Here is a 17,231-nt window from a genome sequence, read left to right as displayed (position 1 = left end):
CGCGTTTCCGCGGGTCGACATGGCGGCGCTCGTACCGGTGCGCGACTATTTCCGCAGGTAGTGACCATGCGACACCGGGGGTACGGGGATGAAGACAGTCGGCAAGATAGGTGCGGCCGTGGCCGGACTGGCCGTGGTGGGAGGCGCCGCCTACGGCGTGACGCAGCTGGCCGGCGGGGACGGCGGCGCGGCGGCGAAGCAGCGGCTGGGGGCGAAGCCGGGGGCCGCCGCAAGTCCGAGCCGTGATGCCGCGGCCTCGGGCACGCCCGGCGGGAAGCCGTTCACGCTCGTCGGCACCGGTGACATCATCCCGTACCCGTCGATCATCCAGCGGGCCGCCGACGACTCCGCGGAGAAGGGCGGCCACGACTTCCGGAAGATGCTCGCCGGGGTCAAGCCCATAGTCTCCGCCGCCGACCTGGCGATATGCCACCACGAGATACCGTACGGCCGGCCCGGCGGCCCCTACACCGGATATCCCCTCTTCAAGGCCCCGCACCAACTGGCCGACGCCCTCAAGGACACCGGCTACGACAGCTGCTCGACCGCCTCGAACCACACCCTGGACGACGGGTACGACGGCCTCGTCCGCGTCCTCGACCACCTCGACCGCGTCGGCATCCGCCACGTCGGATCGGCCCGCGGCGCCGAGGAGGCCAAGGCCCCGGCCGTGGTCGAGGCCGGTGGGGCCAAGGTCGCGCAACTGGACTACACGTACGGGACGAACGGCGTTCCGCTCCCCGACGGCAAGCCCTGGGCCGTGAACCTGATCGACCCGGCGCGGATCGTCGCCGACGCCCGCGCCGCGCGCGCGGCCGGCGCGAACGTCGTCGTCCTCAGCGTCCACTGGGGCTCCGAGTGGCAGACCGCCCCGGACGAGCAGCAACTGGAGCTGGCCCAGACGCTGACCGCCTCGCGCGGCGCGGACGGCCTCCCCGACATCGACCTGATCCTCGGCACCCACAACCACGTGCCGCAGCCGTACGAGAAGGTCAACGGCACCTGGGTGGTCTACGGCATGGGCGACCAGGTCGCCAGCTTCTACGAGGCCGAGAAGGCCCGCGGCAACATGTCCTCGATCCCCCGCTTCACCTTCGCCCCGGCGGCCGCCCACCCGGGCCGCTGGGAGGTGGTGAAGGCCGAGTACCTCACGCAGTTCTCGGACATGCGGTCGCCGTTCCGCGTCGTCTGCACCTCCTGCGAGGCCGCCACCTCCTCCGCCGACGGCACGTACGCCGCCGCCGACCGAGAGGTGACGAAGGCCGTGATGTCACGCGGCGCCGGGGAGCAGGGGCTGACGCGCGCGACGAAGTAGGGCGGAGGGGCGACCCCGGCCCCCCTACGAGCTACGAGGCCCTGCCGCGCCGGGTGACGACCAGCGCGGCGGCGCCGAAGCCGAGCAGGATCAGCGCACCGCCCGTCACGTACGGGGTGAGCGAGCCGCCTCCGGTCTCGGCGAGGCCGGCCTGGGACCCGGAGCCGCCCGTGGTGGCCGTCTGGGGCTTGACGTCGGGCAGCTTGGACGGGCTGGGGGCGGGGGCGGCCGGGGACTCGCAGCGGGCCTCGGCGAGCACGATCTCCCCCTCGACCTCGGCAACGTTCAGATCGAGCGGGTTCACCGACACCTTGAGCCGCAGCGCGGTCGCGGCGGCCGTGGTGGAGGTGGTCTGGGTGGTGGAGAGCTCCAGGGCCACCAGGCCGACCTTGGGGACCTCCACCTTGGTGGGGCCGCCCGCCGAGAGGGTTACCTTCTTGCCCAGGACGGTCACGGTGCCCAGGACGTTGGAGCTTGCGACCGGCTTCTTGCCCGCCTCGCAGACGGCCTTGGAGCTGACCTTCTCCACCTCGATCAGGGACAGCAGGGGCAGGCCCGGTACGTGGACCCTGGCCTTGGCGAGGTTCGCCTCCGCCGCGGCGCGGTCGGCGTCGGCGGTGGCCTTGGAGGTGGCGACGTCGGCGCGCAGGACGCTCACCGGCTGTCCGCCCTCGACCCCGTCGAGGGTGACGGTCAGCGCCGTCTTCGCGGAATCCGCCGGGGCGCTGACCTCGTTGAGGGTCGCGTTCAGCGGGATGTGCACGGTCTTGTTGAGCAGGCCGACGTCCAGGGTGGTGCGCAGGACGACGGCACTGGCCTTGCCCGCACCCGGGTGGGATCCGGTGGAACCGGCGGAGCCGGTGGCGAAGGCGGGCGGGGCGGCGAGCAGGGCAACCGCTCCCGTGGCGACGAGCGCGGCCACGGGCATGCGGAAGGTGTTGCTGTTCAAGGTGGTGGAACCCCCAGGGAGATGGGAGCCGTCGCGCCGCCAATGGGGGACATTGCGCGCGCCGACGGCCTCGACCCCGGAATCTTTACGCACTGAGAGTGAACGGGGGTGAACCCGACGTGAGTTCACCCCAAAGGGTTGTTTCCAGGCATAGGTTCGAATATATACGCCTCACCCGGAACGGGAGTTCCCTCCCATCCCGGAAATCTCGGCCACCAGGGCCCGCGCCGGGCGTACACAACGACCGTGCGGCCGCCGACGTCACGCCCCGTCAACTCCCGTGCCCCTGCGGAGCTCAGGCCACCACCGCCCCGTTCACCACCACCCGCAGCGGATCCGCCAGCGCCCGTACGTCGGCCCGCGGATCGGCCTCGTACACCACCAGGTCGGCCGGCGCGCCCTCGGTCAGGCCGGGCCTGCCGAGCCACTCGCGCGCGCCCCAGGCCGTCGCCGCGAGGGCTTGCAGCGGCGGGATCCCGGCCTTGACGAGCTCGCCCACCTCGGCCGCGACCAGGCCGTGCGGGAGGGAACCTCCCGCGTCCGTGCCGACGTAGACCCCGATGCCCGCGTCGTAGGCGGCGCGGACGGTGTCGTAGCGCCGCTCGTGCAGCCTGCGCATGTGCGCCGACCACCGCGGGAACTTGGCCTCGCCGCCCGCGGCCATCTTCGGGAAGGTCGCGATGTTCACGAGGGTCGGGACGATGGCCACCCCGCGCTCCGCGAACAGCGGGATGGTGTCCTCGGTGAGCCCCGTGGCGTGCTCGATGCAGTCGATGCCCGCCTCGACCAGATCCCGCAGGGAGTCCTCGGCGAAGCAGTGCGCGGTGACGCGCGACCCGAGGCGGTGGGCCTCGGCGATGGCCGCCTCGACCTCGGCGCGCGGCCAGCAGGCGGTCAGGTCCCCGGCCTCGCGGTCGATCCAGTCCCCGACCAGCTTGACCCAGCCGTCGCCCCGCTGCGCCTCGCGGCCCACGTACGCGACGAGGTCCTCGGGCTCGATCTCGTGGGCGAAGTTGCGGATGTAGCGGCGGGTGCGGGCGATGTGCCGGCCCGCACGGATGATCTTCGGCAGGTCCTCGCGGTCGTCGATCCAGCGGGTGTCGGAGGGGGATCCGGCATCGCGGATGAGGAGGGTGCCGGCGTCCCGGTCGGTCAGGGCCTGCCGTTCGGCGGTGTCCGCGTCCACCGGCCCGTGGGCGTCGAGCCCCACGTGGCAGTGCGCGTCGACCAGCCCGGGCAGGACCCACCCGGTGACCTCGGTGACCTCCCCGGCGCCGCGCGGGCGCTCGTAGGAGATCCGGCCGCCGATCACCCAGAGCTCGTCGCGGACCTCCTCGGGCCCGACCAGTACCCGCCCCTTCACGTGCAGCAGACCCGACCTCGTACTGCCGCCGTTGACCTCGTCGCTCATGGCGGCACTCTATGTGCGGGCTCGGTAGGCTCTCCAGGTCGGTCCGGACGTATCCGGACGAACGGTCCCGGGCCGAAAGCACGGCCCCGGACCGAAAGCACGGTCCCGGGCCGGGAGAACGACCCCGGACCGAGAGAACGAAGAGAGCCGCGCCGTGAACCACCCCCTCCTGGACCTTCCGCCCCTGACCGCCGCGCGCTTCGCGTCGATCGAGCGGGGCGTCGCGGAGCTGCTCGGCACCCGGGCCGACGTGGTGATCACCCAGGGCGAGGCACTGCTGCCGCTGGAGGGATGCATCCGGTCGGGCGCACGGCCCGGTTCGACCGCGCTGAACGTGGTGACCGGCCCCTACGGGACCACCTTCGGCAACTGGCTGCGCGACTGCGGGGCGCACGTCGTGGACCTGGAGGTCCCCTTCGACACCGCCGTGTCCGCCGCCCAGGTGGACCGGGCCCTGTCGGAGCACCCGGAGATCGACTTCGTGTCCCTGGTCCACGCGGAGGCGGCCACCGGGAACACCAACCCGGTGGCGGAGATCGGCGAGGCCGTACGGGCCCACGGGGCGCTGTTCATGCTGGACGCGGTGGCCTCGGTGGGCGCGGAGCCGCTGCTGCCGGACGCGTGGGGCGTGGACCTGTGCGTGATCGGCGCGCAGAAGGCGATGGGCGGTCCGGCGGGGGTCTCGGCCGTATCGGTCTCCGACCGCGCGTGGGCCCGCTTCGCGGGGAACGCCTCGGCGCCGCGCCGCTCGTACCTCTCCCTGCTGGACTGGAAGGAGCGCTGGATCGACGCCGGGCGCACGGCGCTGCCGCACGCGCCGGCGCAGCTGGAGATGCTGGCGCTGGAAGCCTGCCTGGACCGCATCGCGGCCGAGGGCCTGACCGCGGTGGAGGCCCGCCATGCGGCCGCCGCGGCGGCGACCCGTGCGGGTGCGGCGGCGCTGGGCATCACCCCGTACGTCGGCCGGGACGCGGCGGCGGCCCCGGTGGCCACCACCCTGCGGGTCCCGGAGGCCTCCCTGGTGGTGGCGAAGGCCCTCGCGGCGGATCCGGCGGCCCCCCTCGCGGCGGGCGGCGGGGCGCTGGCCCGGGAGATGGTCCGGGTCAACCACTACGGCTCGGCGGCCTCCCTGGACGCCGTCGGCGCCGGCCTGACGGCCCTGGCCGGGGCCCTGTCGGCGGACCCGACCGCGGCTCTCGCGGCGGCGGGCTCGGCCTGGTCGACGGCCCTGCCCTCCGCCTGAGCCGGCAGGCAGGCCGTCCGTCCGTCCGTCCGGGATCGGCCCGTCAGGGTCAGCCCTCCAGGAGGTTCAGCAGCCGGTCCACGTCCGCCTCGGTGTTGTAGAGGTGGAACGAGGCCCGCAAGCTTCCCGCGCGGGCGGACGTGGAGATGCCCGCGGCGAGCAGGGCGCCCTGACGGTCGGCCAGGCCCGGCACCGAGACGATCGGGGAGCGGCCCGGGACGGGCTCGTGGCCCAGGCGGGCGAGGCCGGCGCGGTAGCGGGCGGCCAGGGCGGTGTCGTGGACGTGGACGGCGTCGATGCCGATCCGCTCCAGCAGGGCCAGCGAGGGCTCGGCGGCGTGGTAGGCCAGGAAGGCCGGGGACTCGTCGAAGCGCCGGGCCCCGTGGGCCAGTTCCCGCAGCGGGCCGTAGATGGCGTCCCACATGTCGGCGAGCGCCACCCAGCCCGCGTGCAGCGGGGTCACGGCCTCCTGGGCCTCCTCCGAGACCGTGAGGTAGGAGACACCGCGCGAGGCGAGCAGCCACTTGTACCCGGCGGTGACCGTGTAGTCGTAGGGGCTCGCGTCGAAGGGCAGCCAGCCGGCCGCCTGCGAGGCGTCGACCAGCATCCGCGCCCCGTGCCCGGTCGTCGCGGCGCGGACGGCCGCCAGGTCCGCCGTACGCCCGTCGGCGGACTGTACGGCGCTCAGCGCGACCAGTGCGGTGTCCGGGCCGACGGCTTCGGCGAGGGACTCCAGCGGGGCGAAGCGGACCTTGAGGTCGTCGCGGACCACGAACGGGTTGATCACCGAGGCGAACTCCCCCTCCGGGCACAGGACTTCGGATCCGGCCGGGAGGGAGGCGGAGACCAGGCCGACATGGGTGGAGACGGCCGAGCCGACGGCCACGCGGTCCACGGGGACCCCGACGAGGCGGGCGAACGATTCGCGGACCCGCTCGACGCGGTCGAAGTCGCCGAAGCCTTCCGGGAGTCCGGCCCCTGCCGCCTCTGCGAGCCGCCGCACCTCGGCGACGGCGGCCCGCGGGAGGGTGCCGTAGTTGGCGGTGTTGAGATAGGTGGTGGAGTGTGCGAACTCGTCGCGGACGGTCTCGCGCGCAGATAGGTCCATGACTTTCACTCTGCGCCAGGGCCATCCCAAAGTCCATTGCCGGGTTTCACGCACCACACCAAAGGGCTACTTATATCGGGGCCTTAGGCGCCCGGCACCGCGCACGCCCCGTCGGGCTCGCACGCCTCGCCCTCGGGGGCGGCGGGGGCGAGGACCTCGCGGCCCGCCCAAGCCTGCTCCAGCGCCTGCGTGAACACCTCCGCGGGCTGCCCCCCGGAGATCCCGAAGCGTCGGTCGAGCACGAAGAACGGCACGGCGTTCGCGCCCAGCTCGGCCGCTTCGCGCTCGTCGGCCCGCACCTCGGCGGCGTACGCGGACTCGTCGCCCAGCACCGCCCGGGCCTCCCCCTCGTCGAGTCCGGCCTCGACCGCGAGCGCGATCAGCACCTCGGGATCGAAGACGGAGCGCTCCTCGCCGAAGTTGGCGCGGTAGGCGAGGTCGAGCAGCTCTTCCTGGCGGCCGCGGTCGGCGGCCAGGTGCAGCAGGCGGTGGATGTCGAAGGTGTTGCCGTGGTCACGGCCGTCCGTGCGGTACGTCAGCCCCTCGGCGCGGGCGCTCGCGGCGACGTGCTCCTCCATGCCGCGGGCCTCGTCGAGGGTGCGGCCGTACTTCTTGGCCAGCATCTCCAAGACGGGCGCCACCTCGCCCTTGGGGCCGTTCGGGTCGAGCTCGAAGGAGCGGTAGACCACCTCGATCTCCTCGCGGTGTGCGAAGTCGGCCAGCCCCTTGGCGAACCGGGCCTTGCCGATGTAGCACCACGGGCAGGCGATGTCGCTCCAGATCTCGACGCGCATGTTCCTTCTTCCCTCCACGGAATCAACTGTTCCGTGTTCAACCATCTGCCTCTGCGTCTCATTCCCTGGACGGGTGGCTCCCCTACGGGTCACTCCCCGGCCGGGTCCCCCACCGTGAGCCACAGGATGCGGTGGGAGCCCGCGACCCGGGCTCCGGCGGGGTCCGGGAGCCAGCCGTGGGTGGCGTAGAAGGCCTGGGCGCGGAGGTTGTGCTCGTAGACCTCCAGGCGGACCCTGCGGACGCCCGCGCGGCGCCAGGCGTCGAGGCAGGCGGCGTGCAGGGCCGCCCCGGTGCCGCGTCGCCAGTGGACGGGGTCCACGTGCAGCTGGGTGAGGGTGGTCTCGCCGTCGGCGGTGCGGAAGGCCGCCACCCCGGTGAGCTCGCCGCCGCTCTCGGCGCAGAGCACCCCGCCGTCCGCCGCGGCACGGGCCACCGCCCGGGACCAGCCCTCGCGGGTGCGCGCCAGTTCGGCGGCGCCGCCGAAGGCCTCCTCGGGTATCCGGCCCCGGTAATAGGTGGCCCGGGCCCGGGTGTGGAGGGCTGCGATGGCGTCGAGGTCTTCGGGCTGCGCGGTCCTGATCATGGGAAGGACAACGCGCCGGGAACCCCGCCGGTTCCCGGCGCGGGCTACTTCTTCAGCCAGGCCTGCATCATCTTCTGCGCCACCGGGGCGGCCAGCTTGCCGCCGCCGATCTCGGAGCGGTCGGTGTCCGAGTTCTCGATCATGACGGTGACCGCGATCTGCTTGCCGTTCGTCTTTCCGTACGTGGTGTACCAGGCGAGCGGCGCCAGGCTGTTGTTCACACCGCGTTGGGCGGTACCGGTCTTGGCTCCCGACTCGACGCCCGGGATCTGGACGTTCTTGCCGCCGCCTTCGGTGGCGACCGTCCGCATGGCGTCCTGGACCATCGAGGCGGTCTTCGCGCTCATCACCTGCTCGGACTTCGGGTCCTTGAAGCTCTCCAGCACGTTGCCGTTGGAGTCGGTGACCTCGGAGACCTCGTGCGGGGAGACCAGCTTGCCGCCGTTCTGGATCGCGGCCGTCACCATCGCCATCTGGAGCGGGGTGGCCTGGACGTCGAACTGGCCGATGCCCGTCTGCGCGACCTGGTCGACGGACATCTTCTTCGTCGGGTACTTGCTGGACGGGGTGGTCCAGACGGGGGTCTTCTGCACCACGTTGAAGCCGAGCTTCTCCGCCATGGCGCGCATCTTGTCCTGGCCGAGCTTGTGGGCGAACTCCGCGAAGACGTTGTTGCAGGACAGCTTCAGCGCGGTCCGGGGGGAAACGTTGTTGCAGAGCGAGTCGTCCACCTCACTGCGCAGCTTGGTCTTCGTACCGGGGATCGTGTAGTCGCCGGGGACCCCGCTCGGCGTGTCGATGTTGGTGACCAGGCCGTTCTCGATGGCCGCCGCGAGGGTGACCAGCTTGAAGGTGGATCCGGGCGCCTGCGGCTTGCGCAGGGCGGTGTTCTCCAGCGCCTTGCCCTTGTCGGCGCTCAGCGCCTCCCAGGCCTTCTGTTCCGCCTCACCGGCACCGGCGATGCTGCCCGGGTCGAAGGACGGGTTGTTCACGACGGCCAGGATCTCGCCGGTCGCCGGGTCGATCGCCACGGCCGAGCCCTGCTTGCCCTGGAGCGCGTCCCAGCCCGCCTTCTGGACGTCCTTGTCGATCGTGGTCAGGACGTTGCCCGGGGCCGCCCGCTTGTTGGTGAGCGTGTCCATGATCGTCTTGAGCCGGTTGTCGGTGCCGTTGAGGATGTTCTTGTAGACGCCCTCGAGCATGCTCGACCCGAAGGCCTGGGAGCTGTAGCCGGTGATCGGCGCGTACAGCGGCCCGTTGGTGTAGGTCCGCTTGTACCGGAAGTCCTTGCCGCCCGTGTCCGTGGAACCGGTGATCGCCTCCCCGCCCACGATGATGTTCCCCAACGGGTTCTCGTACTTCCCGATGAGGTTGCGCCGGTTGTTCTTGTCGTCTGCGAGGGCCTGGCCTTGGTACGCCTGCACCCAGGTGACCCGCACCAAAAGGGCCAGCACCAGAAGCAGACAGAAGACCGACGCACGCCTGATCGTCTTGTTCATCCCCCAGAAGGACGCCCCAACCGCCCCAGCCGTTCCGCTCTGCCCCGATTGTGGCGGAGTTCTCAGCCTTTCTTCATGAGGAAGCCTCCCTCGTACGCCGCGATGACCGCCTGGGTCCGGTCCCGGGAGCCGGTCTTGGCCAGCACCGCGGCCACGTGCGTCTTGACCGTCTGCGGGCCGACTCCGAGCCGCTCGCTCACCTCGTGGTTGGAGAGCCCGGCGGCCATCAGCCGCAGGACGTCGGCCTCCCGGTCCGTGAGCCGGGCGACCCAGGGGGCGGCGGCCGGGCCGGCCCCGGGCGGGGTGTGGGCGGCGGCCAGGGAGCGGACGGCCGCCGGGAAGAGCAGCGAGTCCCCGCGCGCCACGAGCCGGACCGCGGCGGTCAGCTCGTCGGGGTCGGCCCGCTTGAGGAGGAACCCGGCGGCGCCCGCGCGCAGCGCGTCGTACACGTAGGCGTCGTTCTCGAAGGTGGTCACCACCACGATCCGGGGCGGCTCGGCCATGGTGGCGAGGATCCGCTCGGTGGCCCGTATGCCGTCGATGTCCGGCATCCGCACGTCCATCAGCACCACGTCCGGGGCGAGCGCCCGGACCACGGTCACGGCCTCGGCTCCGGTGGCCGCCTCCCCGACGACCTCCAGGTCGGGCTCGGCGTCGAGGATGACCCGCAGGGCGGTACGGACCATCCGCTCGTCGTCGGCCACGACCAGCCGCAGCGGCGGGCGGACCGGCCCGGCCGTCACCGCGGGCGCGGGCGCGGGTGGAGCCGTATCCGGGTGCGCCGGCCCGGTCGGCTCCCCCGTCGGCCTCATCGGGCGCGCTCGCCGGATCGGGCGTCCCCGCCGAGCGGGAGGACGGCCCGCAGCCGCCACCGGCCCTCGTGCGGCCCGGCCTCGACCTGCCCTCCGAACAGCGCGGCCCGCTCGGCGGCGCCCTGCAGCCCCCGGCCCCCGGTGGTGCGGGCCCCCGCAGCGGCCGCGGCCGGCGCCGCCGGATCGTTCGTCATGATGATCTCCAGTTCCTCGTGTCCACGGGGCTCCTCGTGCCCACGGGGCTCCCCCGGCCCAGCTGGTTCCCCCGGCCCACCGGTTTTCTCCTGCCCACCGGGTTTCCCCTGCCCACCGGGTTTCCCCTGCCCACCGGCATCCCCCTGTCCTCCTCCGCGCACCCGTACGGAGATCCGCAGATCGACCGGCCCCGACCCGTGCCGCAGTGCGTTGCTCAGCCCCTCCTGCACGATCCGGTACGCCTCGCGGGAGGCGATCTCCGGGAGCCGTCCCCAGTCGCCGGCCGGTCCCGGGTCCTGGCGGGCGGTGATCGGGGTCCCGGAGGCCCGGCTGCGGGCCAGCAGCCCGTCGAGGTCGGCGGCGAGCGTCGGAGCGGCGGGCAGTCCGCCGCCCCCGGCGCCCGCTCCGTCGCCCTCGCGCAGCAGGCCGAGGACGGCGTCCAGCTCCCCCACCGTGCGCCGGGTGGTGTCCTCGATCGCGGCCAGCGCCTCCCGGACGAAGCCGGGGTCGGTGTCGAGCACCCGCCGGGCGGCGCTCGCCTGGAGGGTGACCGCGCTCAGGGCGTGCCCCACGGCGTCGTGCAGCTCGCGCGCCAGCCGGTTGCGGACCGCCAGATCCGCGGCGCGCTCCTCGGCGGCCGCCAGCCGGTCCGCCGCCGTCGGCCCGAGCAGTACGGGCGCCAGCCGGGCCAGCAGGGCCCCCGCCCCGGCGGCGCACAGGACGACCCCGGCCAGCAGCACGATCCCGGCCAAGGGGGCCGCGTAGGGCTGGGCCCGGGCGTCGAACCAGCCGAGCGTGACGGGCACCTCCCGCAGCGCGCTCACGAACGGCAGGGCGATCAGCACCACCGCCATGGGCGGTACCGCCAGGCTCACCCCGCTGACCAGGGCTCCGACCCCCAGGTGCAGGGTCCACCAGGCCGAGGCCCGCCCCCGGGCCGCCCAGCTCCGGGCGGGCCCCTCCGCGAACTGCTCCCCCGGCACCCCGCACAGGGCCCGCGCGGCGGCCACGGACATCGGCCGGACCAGTCCGGACAGCCCGGTCGCGGCGATGAGCGGCAGGGCGACGGCGTAGGCCGCGAGGCTGAGCGGCAGGGAGTTGAGAGCGTTGACTCCGCCCATGGCGCCACCGACCGCCACCTGCGTGAGCAGGAAGTACGGCATCAGCAGGGCCCCGCCGAGTATCTGGTGCACCCAGCGCAGCCGGGCCCGCGCCCCCAGCAGCCTCTCCACGCCGTCTCCTTCAGGCAGTTCGGCGCCGGGCCAGGAACCGCGCCATGACACTGACCGCAAGGAGTCCGACGATCATCTGGCCAGCGTAGATCAACTGGGTCGCGGTGGTGGTCCGTTCACCCGGGCCGGGGTCACCGCCCAGCACGGCGGTCATCATCCACATGCCCCAGCACAGGGTGGCCCCCGACCCGGTCCACGCTATGACCAGCGGCCACCACGCCCGCCGCTCCCCGCCCCCGGCGAGCAGCACCGCCCCCGCCGCGGCCGTCAGCGCACACAGGGCGTGGACGAAGGACACCGCTCCCGCGTCGGAGGAGTACTGCGCGATCTGGTCCGCATCGTGCCCGGCCGTGCCACCGAAGGCCCAGTACAGGTGCGTCGCCGCCACCACCGCGGCCACCGCCGCCGCGGCTCCCGCCACCACCCCCGTGGGTGACGGGAGCCGCTCCCCGAGGACGCCCTGCCAGGACCGGCCCCAGCGCTCTCGCGCATAGGGCACGAACAGCCCGGTCAGGGCTATGGCTTGGATGATGAAGCCGGGGTAGACCACGTTGAAGACCCATGGGTCGAGGAAGGGCGGCTGGGCCGCCCGCGCGGCCTCGTCCGGCCCCAGCCCCATGGCGCGCAGGAGGAGTTGACCGGGGAAGCCGAGGACGATCGGCGTCAGCAGTCCGGTGGCGATGAAGACGGGGGTGATCAGCAGCCAGGACGGCACGCGCATCCCCCAGGGCCGGGTGAGCACCAGGACGAGCAGGACCACGCTGGAGTCCATGACCAACGACAGGGCGTTGAGCACGGTGAAGAACGCGCTGCCCGGCTCCAGGAGCACGCTGCCGTCCGGTATCCCGATGTGGCTCCCGGCCAGCCAGGCGGTCTTCAGCGTCAGATAGGGCACGGTCGCGGCGATGGCCGCCGCCCGCAGGAACCTGCGCCCGGCCCCCGGCCGGGTGGCCGACGGCTGCGCTCCGCTGGTCGATCGGTCGGTCGATCCGTCGGTCGATCCGTCGGTCGATCGCGACGTGTGAACGGCTCGTGTGGTCATGGCTCAACGGTCCCGCGTCCGCACCCCCGCCACCTCCCCCTTGAAGGGGAACCGCCTCCCCCGCCCGGGGGAGGAACCAGGCCCTCCGCCGCGCCGAACCCGCGGAAACCCCGGCGCTACATCCGCCGCGTCACCACCGACAGCCGGTCGCGCGCCGCGAACAGTGCCGCCTTGATGCCCCGTTCGTGCCCCGGCGTCAGCCGCGCCACCGGTACCGAGCAGCTCACCGCGTCCCGCGCCGGCGTCCGGTACGGCACCGCCACGCCGAAGCAGCGCAGTCCGAGCGTGTTCTCCTCCCGGTCCACCGCGTACCCCTGCTCCCGTACCAGTGCCAGGTCCTCGATGAGCCGCTCCCGGTCGGTGATGGTGTGCTCGGTGACGGCTTCGAGCCGCCGCGGCAGCAGTGCGCGTACCTCTTCGTCCGTGTGCGTGGCCAGCAGCGCCTTGCCGAGGGCCGTCGAGTGCACCGGCAGCCGCCGCCCGACGCGGGTGAAGGGCCGCAGATAGTGCTGGGACTGCCGGGTCGCCAGGTAGACCACGCTCGTCCCGTCCATGCGGGCCAGGTGGATCGTCTCCGTCGTGTCGTCGGAGAGCCGGTCCAGCGTGGGCCGCGCCGCCGCCACCACCTCGTCCCCGTCGATGTACGAGCTGCCGACGAGCAGCGCCCGTACGCCGATGCCGTACCGCGTGCCCGTCGCGTCGGTCTCCACCCAGCCCAGGTTCACCAGGGTGCGCAGCAGCATGTAGAGGCTGGATTTGGGCAGGGAGAGGTCGCTCTGGATGTCGGCCAGGCTGTGCAGCCCCGGCCGGGAAGCGAAGTGTTCCAGCAACTGGACCGTGCGTACCGCCGACTTGACGGCCGCCGGTGCGCCCGAGCCCCCCGACTCAGCTGTGGTGGTCATCCGCCTTCGTGCCCCTCTGTCTCTTGCTGTCTCTTGTCAACCCGGAAGACACGGAAATAGAGTCCACGGTGGATGTGATCATTCATCCAACGGAACAGCGTTCACAATACTGAACGCATCCGCGCGGGTCAGCGTAGATCCAGGAGGCAGTTCGCCATGGCAGCAACACCAGTCTGGAGTGTGGACCCCCGCACCGGGAAGCACCGCGAGCAGGTTGCGGTGGAGGCCACACCCCGGGAGGTGGACGAAGCCGTGCGCGCGGCCCACGCCGCCCGCGGCTCGCTGGCCGACGCCGGGAGGCGCGCCGCCTTCCTGCGCACCGCCGCCGATCTGCTCGACGAGGCAGCCTCCCACGTCATCGAGGCCGCCGACGCCGAGACCGCGCTCGGACCCGGCCGGCTCACCGGCGAGCTGGCCCGCACCACGGGCCAGCTCCGCGCCTTCGCCGACGCCGTGGACGAGGGCTCCTACCTCGACATCCGCATCGACCGCGCCGATCCCGCCACCACTCCGCCCCGCCCGGAGCTGCGCCGCTACAAGGTGCCGCTGGGCGTGGTCGCGGTCTACGCCGCCTCCAACTTCCCCCTCGCCTTCTCCGTGCCCGGCGGCGACACCGCCAGCGCGCTGGCCGCGGGCTGCCCGGTCGTGGTCAAGGCACACCCCGACCACCCGGCCACCTCCGAGCTGTGCGCCTCGCTGCTGCGCCGGGCGGCCGTCGTCGCCGGGCTGCCGGCCGAGGTCGTCGCCGTGGTCCACGGGTTCGACGCGGGCCTGGAGCTGATCCGGCACCCGCTGGTCAGCGCCGCCGGGTTCACCGGGTCCATCCGGGGCGGGCGGGCCCTGTTCGACGCCGCGGCCGCGCGGCCCGTGCCGATCCCCTTCCACGGGGAACTGGGCTCCCTGAACCCGGTCGTGGTCACCCCGGCGGCCGCCGCGGAGCGCGCCGAGGAGATCGGCGGCGGGCTGGCCGGCTCGGTCACGCTCGGCGTCGGCCAGTTCTGCGTCAAGCCGGGCCTGGTCCTCGTACCCGAGGGCGCGGACGGGGACCGGCTCGCGGGTGCGCTGACCAAGGCGCTCGGAGAGACCGAGCCCGGGGTGCTCCTCGACCACCGGATGCGGGAGAACTTCGTCGCCGGAGTCCGCGAACGCGCAGCGCTGCCCGGGGTCGACGCACCCGTCACCCCCGGCTCGGGCGGCGAGCACACCGTCGGCGCGGGCTACCTGAGCGTGCCGGCGCGGACCCTGCTGGAGGGCGGGCCCTACGAGGTGCTCCTGGAGGAGTGCTTCGGCCCGGTCACCGTGCTGGCCCGGTACGCCGGCCAGGACGAGGCCGCCGCCCTGCTCGGGCGGCTCCCCGGAAACCTCACCGCGACCCTGCAGCTGTCGGCCGCAGAGGCGGACGGCGGCCCGGGTCCGGCGGCGGAGCTGATCTCCCAGGTCACGACACTGGCGGGCCGGGTCGTGGTCAACGGCTGGCCGACCGGTGTGGCGGTGGCCCCGGCCCAGCACCACGGAGGCCCCTACCCGGCGGCGACCTCCCACTCCACCTCGGTCGGCGGCACGGCGATCGAGCGCTGGCTGCGCCCGGTGGCCTACCAGTCGGTGCCGGACGCCCTGCTCCCCGCGGAACTCCGCGAGGCCAACCCCCTGAACCTCCCGCGACGGGTCACGGGAGGCTAGGGCCTGTCGTCAGGGAAGGCCCGGCGCGCTCAGCCGCTCAGCCGCGCAGGACCCGGGCCTTCTCCGTCGCGCACTCCTCGTCGGTGAGCAGGCCCTGGGCCTTCAGCTCGGCCAGGGCGGTGAGCCGGCCGACCCTGTCGACCGCGGGAGCCGGCGCGACGGCCTGCTGCTGGGCCTGTTGCTGCGCGGTCGCCCGGGCCGCCGCCTGACTGAAGAGCACCTGCCCGTTGGACTCCCGTACCGCCTAGGCCGGCCGCGTTGCCCAGGCGTTCTCCCACACCACCACGAGCGCGGAGGACTCCGGAGCCAGGCCCTGCGCGACGGTCTCCAGGTCCTCGGGGCTGACACCGCATCGCGAAGCGACTCGGAGGCGGGTCGGCTCGGCTCCCGGTCGGCTCGGCGCATATTGCGTTGCAGGCCGCCGCCGGGGACGGCACGCTCTGGCCCATGCCCAGACCTCACGGATTCTCGTACGAACAACGCGGCGACCAGAGCGTCGTCATCACCCACCAGGGCCGGTCCGCGGCCACCCTCCGGGGCGGGCGGGCCGCCGCCTTCCTGGCCGAGGTCGAAGCCGGAGACGCCCAGCTCGTCATGGCGCGCTGGACCGGCTCCTACAAGTTCGGCAACGAGCGGACGGCCAGGAACCACCCCCGCAACCGCGGCCGCGTCTGAGGCGCGGGTGGGACACGGGTGAAGAACCGGGAAACCGGGTGAAAGTAAGGGAACGGCAAAGCCACCTCGGTCGTTCTCCCGGCATGACCGCTATGACCCCTGGTTCCAACCTGCCGCTCAATGCCGTCCGCGTGACGGTGGACGTGGCTGCCCCGGTGCGGCTCGACGTGTCCGCGCTGCTCCTCGCCGCCGACGGCAAGGTGCGTTCCGACGCCGATTTCATCTTCTTCAACCAGCCGTCCGGCCCCGGCGTCACCTACCGCTCGGGCGGCGGCACGGCACCGGACTCGATCACCGTGGACACCGGTGCGGTCCCGCCCGGCATCGAGCGGATCGTCATCACCGCCAGCCCTGACGCCGCCGGCCAGTCCTTCCAGGGCATCGAGCCCACCGCCACCGTGCGGGACGCCGGAAGCGGAGCGGTGATCTCCACCTTCACCCCGCCGCAGCTCGCCACGGAGACCGCCCTGGTGGTCGTCGAGGTCTACCAGCGCGGCGGCGTGTGGAAGGTGCGCGCCGTCGGCCAGGGGTACGCGAACGGCCTCGCCGGCATCGCGACCGACTTCGGGGTCTCGGTGGAGGAGGAGCCGGCTCCGGCGGCCGCCGCCCCGGCCCCGGTCGCCCCGCCCGCACCGCCCGTACCCCCGGCCCCCCCGGCGCCCCCCACGTACGCGGCCTCCCCCTGGCTCACCAGCGGCGCACCCGGGGCGACCCCGGCCCCCGCACCGGTCGCCCCCGCACCGGTCGCGGCTCCCGCCGCCGCTCCCGCCCCCGGCGCCGGGAAGATCAACCTCGACAAGGGCCGGGTCAGCCTCCAGAAGAACCAGACCGTGTCCCTGGTCAAGGGCGGCCGCCCGCTGCTCTCCCAGGTCAAGATGGGCCTCGGCTGGGAGCCCGCGTTCCGCGGCCGGGACATCGACCTGGACGCCTCGGTCATCGCGTACGGCCCGCAGCGCAACCACATCGACAGCTGCTACTTCGGCAAGCTCTCCATCCTGGGCGGCTCCGTCAAGCACTCCGGCGACAACCTCACCGGTGAGGGCGCGGGCGACGACGAGGTGATCGTCGTCGACCTCGGCCGGCTGCCCGCGGACGCGACGGGCCTCGTCTTCACGGTGAACTCGTTCTCCGGCCAGAAGTTCACCGAGGTGGCCAAGGCCTACTGCCGCCTCATCGACGCCGCGACCAACGAAGAACTGGTCCGCTTCGACCTCACCAGCGCCGAGCCGCAGACCGGCGTGATGATGGCCAAGTTGATCAAGCAGTTCTCGGGCGAATGGGAGATGACGGCCATGGGCGAGTTTGTGAAGTCGCGCACAGTGCGGGGCATGGTCAAGCCGGCCGCGCAGGCACTCTGAGCAGGTGAGCGGGCACATGGAGCGACGGACGCCCTCTCCGGGTGACCTGTTCCACCCTTAATACGGAGGTCGCTGTCAGTGCCCGCCCGTAGCCTTGGAACCATGCACCAGACACTCCAGCCCGCGGGCCCCGCGCGCCCGTCCGCCGCCGAGGCGAACGAGGCGATCCGGCAGCTCGTCGAGAGCCGGGTGGACGGCGAGTGGCCCTCCGAGGCGTACGAGTTCCTCCTCGAAGAGTGGGCCGCGGCCAGCCGCGCCGAAGCTCAGTAAACGAACAGACGCACAGAGGCACAGATGAGACGACGAGAAGAGGGGCCGGGGGCCGAGGCCCAGCGGCGGGGGTAAAGTAACCCCCCCCCCGCGACACCGCCGCCGCCCCCCCCCCCCCCGCGCGCCACCCCCAAAACCAGCGGGGACAGGGGGAGGGTAAAC

The 17,231-nt window shown here is 73.1% G+C and carries 17 protein-coding genes; 6 read left to right on the top strand and 11 right to left on the bottom strand.

Annotated features, from left to right (window positions below; genetic code table 11):
• Nucleotides 1-88: 88 nt before the first annotated feature.
• Nucleotides 89-1,315: a CapA family protein gene (locus tag ACFVX6_RS32250; protein WP_389697493.1), complete on the top strand. Its 1,227-nt coding sequence runs from the start codon at nt 89-91 to the stop codon at nt 1,313-1,315.
• Between the two features lie 31 nt (nt 1,316-1,346).
• Here the strand turns inward: ACFVX6_RS32250 and ACFVX6_RS32245 are convergent, their stop codons facing one another.
• Nucleotides 1,347-2,264 carry an SCO1860 family LAETG-anchored protein gene (locus ACFVX6_RS32245; RefSeq protein WP_389697491.1) on the bottom strand — a complete coding sequence of 306 codons (918 nt, stop codon included), beginning with the start codon at nt 2,262-2,264 and terminating at the stop codon, nt 1,347-1,349.
• Nucleotides 2,265-2,559: 295 nt separating this feature from the next.
• Complete coding sequence (locus tag ACFVX6_RS32240) at nt 2,560-3,675, bottom strand: amidohydrolase family protein (RefSeq protein ID WP_389697489.1); 1,116 nt, start codon at nt 3,673-3,675, stop codon at nt 2,560-2,562.
• Nucleotides 3,676-3,829: 154 nt separating this feature from the next.
• Here ACFVX6_RS32240 and ACFVX6_RS32235 point away from each other — a divergent pair, with 154 nt between their 5' ends.
• Entirely contained in the window at nt 3,830-4,918 is a 1,089-nt protein-coding gene (locus ACFVX6_RS32235; protein ID WP_389697487.1) for a pyridoxal-phosphate-dependent aminotransferase family protein, read from the top strand.
• Nucleotides 4,919-4,967: 49 nt separating this feature from the next.
• On the opposite strand, the gene ACFVX6_RS32230 is transcribed toward ACFVX6_RS32235, so the two are convergent.
• The 8 genes from ACFVX6_RS32230 to ACFVX6_RS32195 all read right to left on the bottom strand — a co-directional run bounded on the left by ACFVX6_RS32230 (nt 4,968) and on the right by ACFVX6_RS32195 (nt 13,086).
• Nucleotides 4,968-6,026 carry an aminotransferase class V-fold PLP-dependent enzyme gene (locus ACFVX6_RS32230; RefSeq protein WP_389697485.1) on the bottom strand — a complete coding sequence of 353 codons (1,059 nt, stop codon included), beginning with the start codon at nt 6,024-6,026 and terminating at the stop codon, nt 4,968-4,970.
• An 83-nt stretch (nt 6,027-6,109) separates the two neighbouring features.
• A complete protein-coding gene (locus ACFVX6_RS32225) occupies nt 6,110-6,820 on the bottom strand; it encodes a DsbA family oxidoreductase (protein WP_389697483.1) in 711 nt (236 codons plus the stop codon).
• 89 nt (nt 6,821-6,909) lie between these two features.
• A complete protein-coding gene (locus tag ACFVX6_RS32220) occupies nt 6,910-7,404 on the bottom strand; it encodes a GNAT family N-acetyltransferase (RefSeq protein WP_389697481.1) in 495 nt (164 codons plus the stop codon).
• Nucleotides 7,405-7,448: 44 nt separating this feature from the next.
• Nucleotides 7,449-8,903, bottom strand: a complete 1,455-nt coding sequence (locus ACFVX6_RS32215; protein ID WP_389697479.1) for a penicillin-binding transpeptidase domain-containing protein — start codon at nt 8,901-8,903, stop codon at nt 7,449-7,451.
• Nucleotides 8,904-8,965: 62 nt separating this feature from the next.
• A complete protein-coding gene (locus tag ACFVX6_RS32210) occupies nt 8,966-9,619 on the bottom strand; it encodes a response regulator (protein ID WP_389697523.1) in 654 nt (217 codons plus the stop codon).
• Nucleotides 9,620-9,711: 92 nt separating this feature from the next.
• On the bottom strand, nt 9,712-11,142 hold the full coding sequence (locus ACFVX6_RS32205; RefSeq protein ID WP_389697477.1) for a sensor histidine kinase: 1,431 nt from the start codon (nt 11,140-11,142) through the stop codon (nt 9,712-9,714).
• Between the two features lie 10 nt (nt 11,143-11,152).
• Complete coding sequence (locus ACFVX6_RS32200; RefSeq protein ID WP_389697475.1) at nt 11,153-12,037, bottom strand: hypothetical protein; 885 nt, start codon at nt 12,035-12,037, stop codon at nt 11,153-11,155.
• Between the two features lie 263 nt (nt 12,038-12,300).
• Nucleotides 12,301-13,086 (bottom strand): IclR family transcriptional regulator, encoded by a 786-nt coding sequence (locus ACFVX6_RS32195; RefSeq protein ID WP_389697473.1) that lies wholly within the window; start codon nt 13,084-13,086, stop codon nt 12,301-12,303.
• A 156-nt stretch (nt 13,087-13,242) separates the two neighbouring features.
• Here ACFVX6_RS32195 and ACFVX6_RS32190 point away from each other — a divergent pair, with 156 nt between their 5' ends.
• Complete coding sequence (locus ACFVX6_RS32190; protein ID WP_389697471.1) at nt 13,243-14,766, top strand: aldehyde dehydrogenase (NADP(+)); 1,524 nt, start codon at nt 13,243-13,245, stop codon at nt 14,764-14,766.
• A 37-nt stretch (nt 14,767-14,803) separates the two neighbouring features.
• Here the strand turns inward: ACFVX6_RS32190 and ACFVX6_RS32185 are convergent, their stop codons facing one another.
• A complete protein-coding gene (locus ACFVX6_RS32185) occupies nt 14,804-14,986 on the bottom strand; it encodes a hypothetical protein (RefSeq protein ID WP_389697469.1) in 183 nt (60 codons plus the stop codon).
• Nucleotides 14,987-15,213: 227 nt separating this feature from the next.
• Here ACFVX6_RS32185 and ACFVX6_RS32180 point away from each other — a divergent pair, with 227 nt between their 5' ends.
• The 3 genes from ACFVX6_RS32180 to ACFVX6_RS32170 all read left to right on the top strand — a co-directional run bounded on the left by ACFVX6_RS32180 (nt 15,214) and on the right by ACFVX6_RS32170 (nt 17,069).
• Nucleotides 15,214-15,441, top strand: a complete 228-nt coding sequence (locus tag ACFVX6_RS32180; RefSeq protein WP_254383842.1) for a hypothetical protein — start codon at nt 15,214-15,216, stop codon at nt 15,439-15,441.
• A 92-nt stretch (nt 15,442-15,533) separates the two neighbouring features.
• Nucleotides 15,534-16,799 (top strand): TerD family protein, encoded by a 1,266-nt coding sequence (locus ACFVX6_RS32175; protein ID WP_389697521.1) that lies wholly within the window; start codon nt 15,534-15,536, stop codon nt 16,797-16,799.
• 102 nt (nt 16,800-16,901) lie between these two features.
• On the top strand, nt 16,902-17,069 hold the full coding sequence (locus tag ACFVX6_RS32170; protein ID WP_243338429.1) for a hypothetical protein: 168 nt from the start codon (nt 16,902-16,904) through the stop codon (nt 17,067-17,069).
• Nucleotides 17,070-17,231: the final 162 nt, after the last annotated feature.

Origin of the sequence: Streptomyces sp. NPDC058289, assembly GCF_042880975.1 — a bacterium.
Taxonomy (GTDB): Bacteria; Actinomycetota; Actinomycetes; order Streptomycetales; family Streptomycetaceae; genus Streptomyces; species Streptomyces stoeckheimensis.
This window is presented reverse-complemented; position numbering and strand designations above follow the sequence as displayed.

Coding starts and splice junctions, on each gene's coding strand:
- ACFVX6_RS32250 (WP_389697493.1), top strand. CDS start 89: ATGAAGACAGTCGGCAAGATAGGTGCGGCCGTGGCCGGACTGGCCGTG.
- ACFVX6_RS32240 (WP_389697489.1), bottom strand. CDS start 3,675: ATGAGCGACGAGGTCAACGGCGGCAGTACGAGGTCGGGTCTGCTGCAC.
- ACFVX6_RS32230 (WP_389697485.1), bottom strand. CDS start 6,026: ATGGACCTATCTGCGCGCGAGACCGTCCGCGACGAGTTCGCACACTCC.
- ACFVX6_RS32225 (WP_389697483.1), bottom strand. CDS start 6,820: ATGCGCGTCGAGATCTGGAGCGACATCGCCTGCCCGTGGTGCTACATC.
- ACFVX6_RS32220 (WP_389697481.1), bottom strand. CDS start 7,404: ATGATCAGGACCGCGCAGCCCGAAGACCTCGACGCCATCGCAGCCCTC.
- ACFVX6_RS32215 (WP_389697479.1), bottom strand. CDS start 8,903: ATGAACAAGACGATCAGGCGTGCGTCGGTCTTCTGTCTGCTTCTGGTG.
- ACFVX6_RS32195 (WP_389697473.1), bottom strand. CDS start 13,086: ATGACCACCACAGCTGAGTCGGGGGGCTCGGGCGCACCGGCGGCCGTC.
- ACFVX6_RS32190 (WP_389697471.1), top strand. CDS start 13,243: ATGGCAGCAACACCAGTCTGGAGTGTGGACCCCCGCACCGGGAAGCAC.
- ACFVX6_RS32180 (WP_254383842.1), top strand. CDS start 15,214: ATGCCCAGACCTCACGGATTCTCGTACGAACAACGCGGCGACCAGAGC.
- ACFVX6_RS32175 (WP_389697521.1), top strand. CDS start 15,534: ATGACCCCTGGTTCCAACCTGCCGCTCAATGCCGTCCGCGTGACGGTG.
- ACFVX6_RS32170 (WP_243338429.1), top strand. CDS start 16,902: ATGCACCAGACACTCCAGCCCGCGGGCCCCGCGCGCCCGTCCGCCGCC.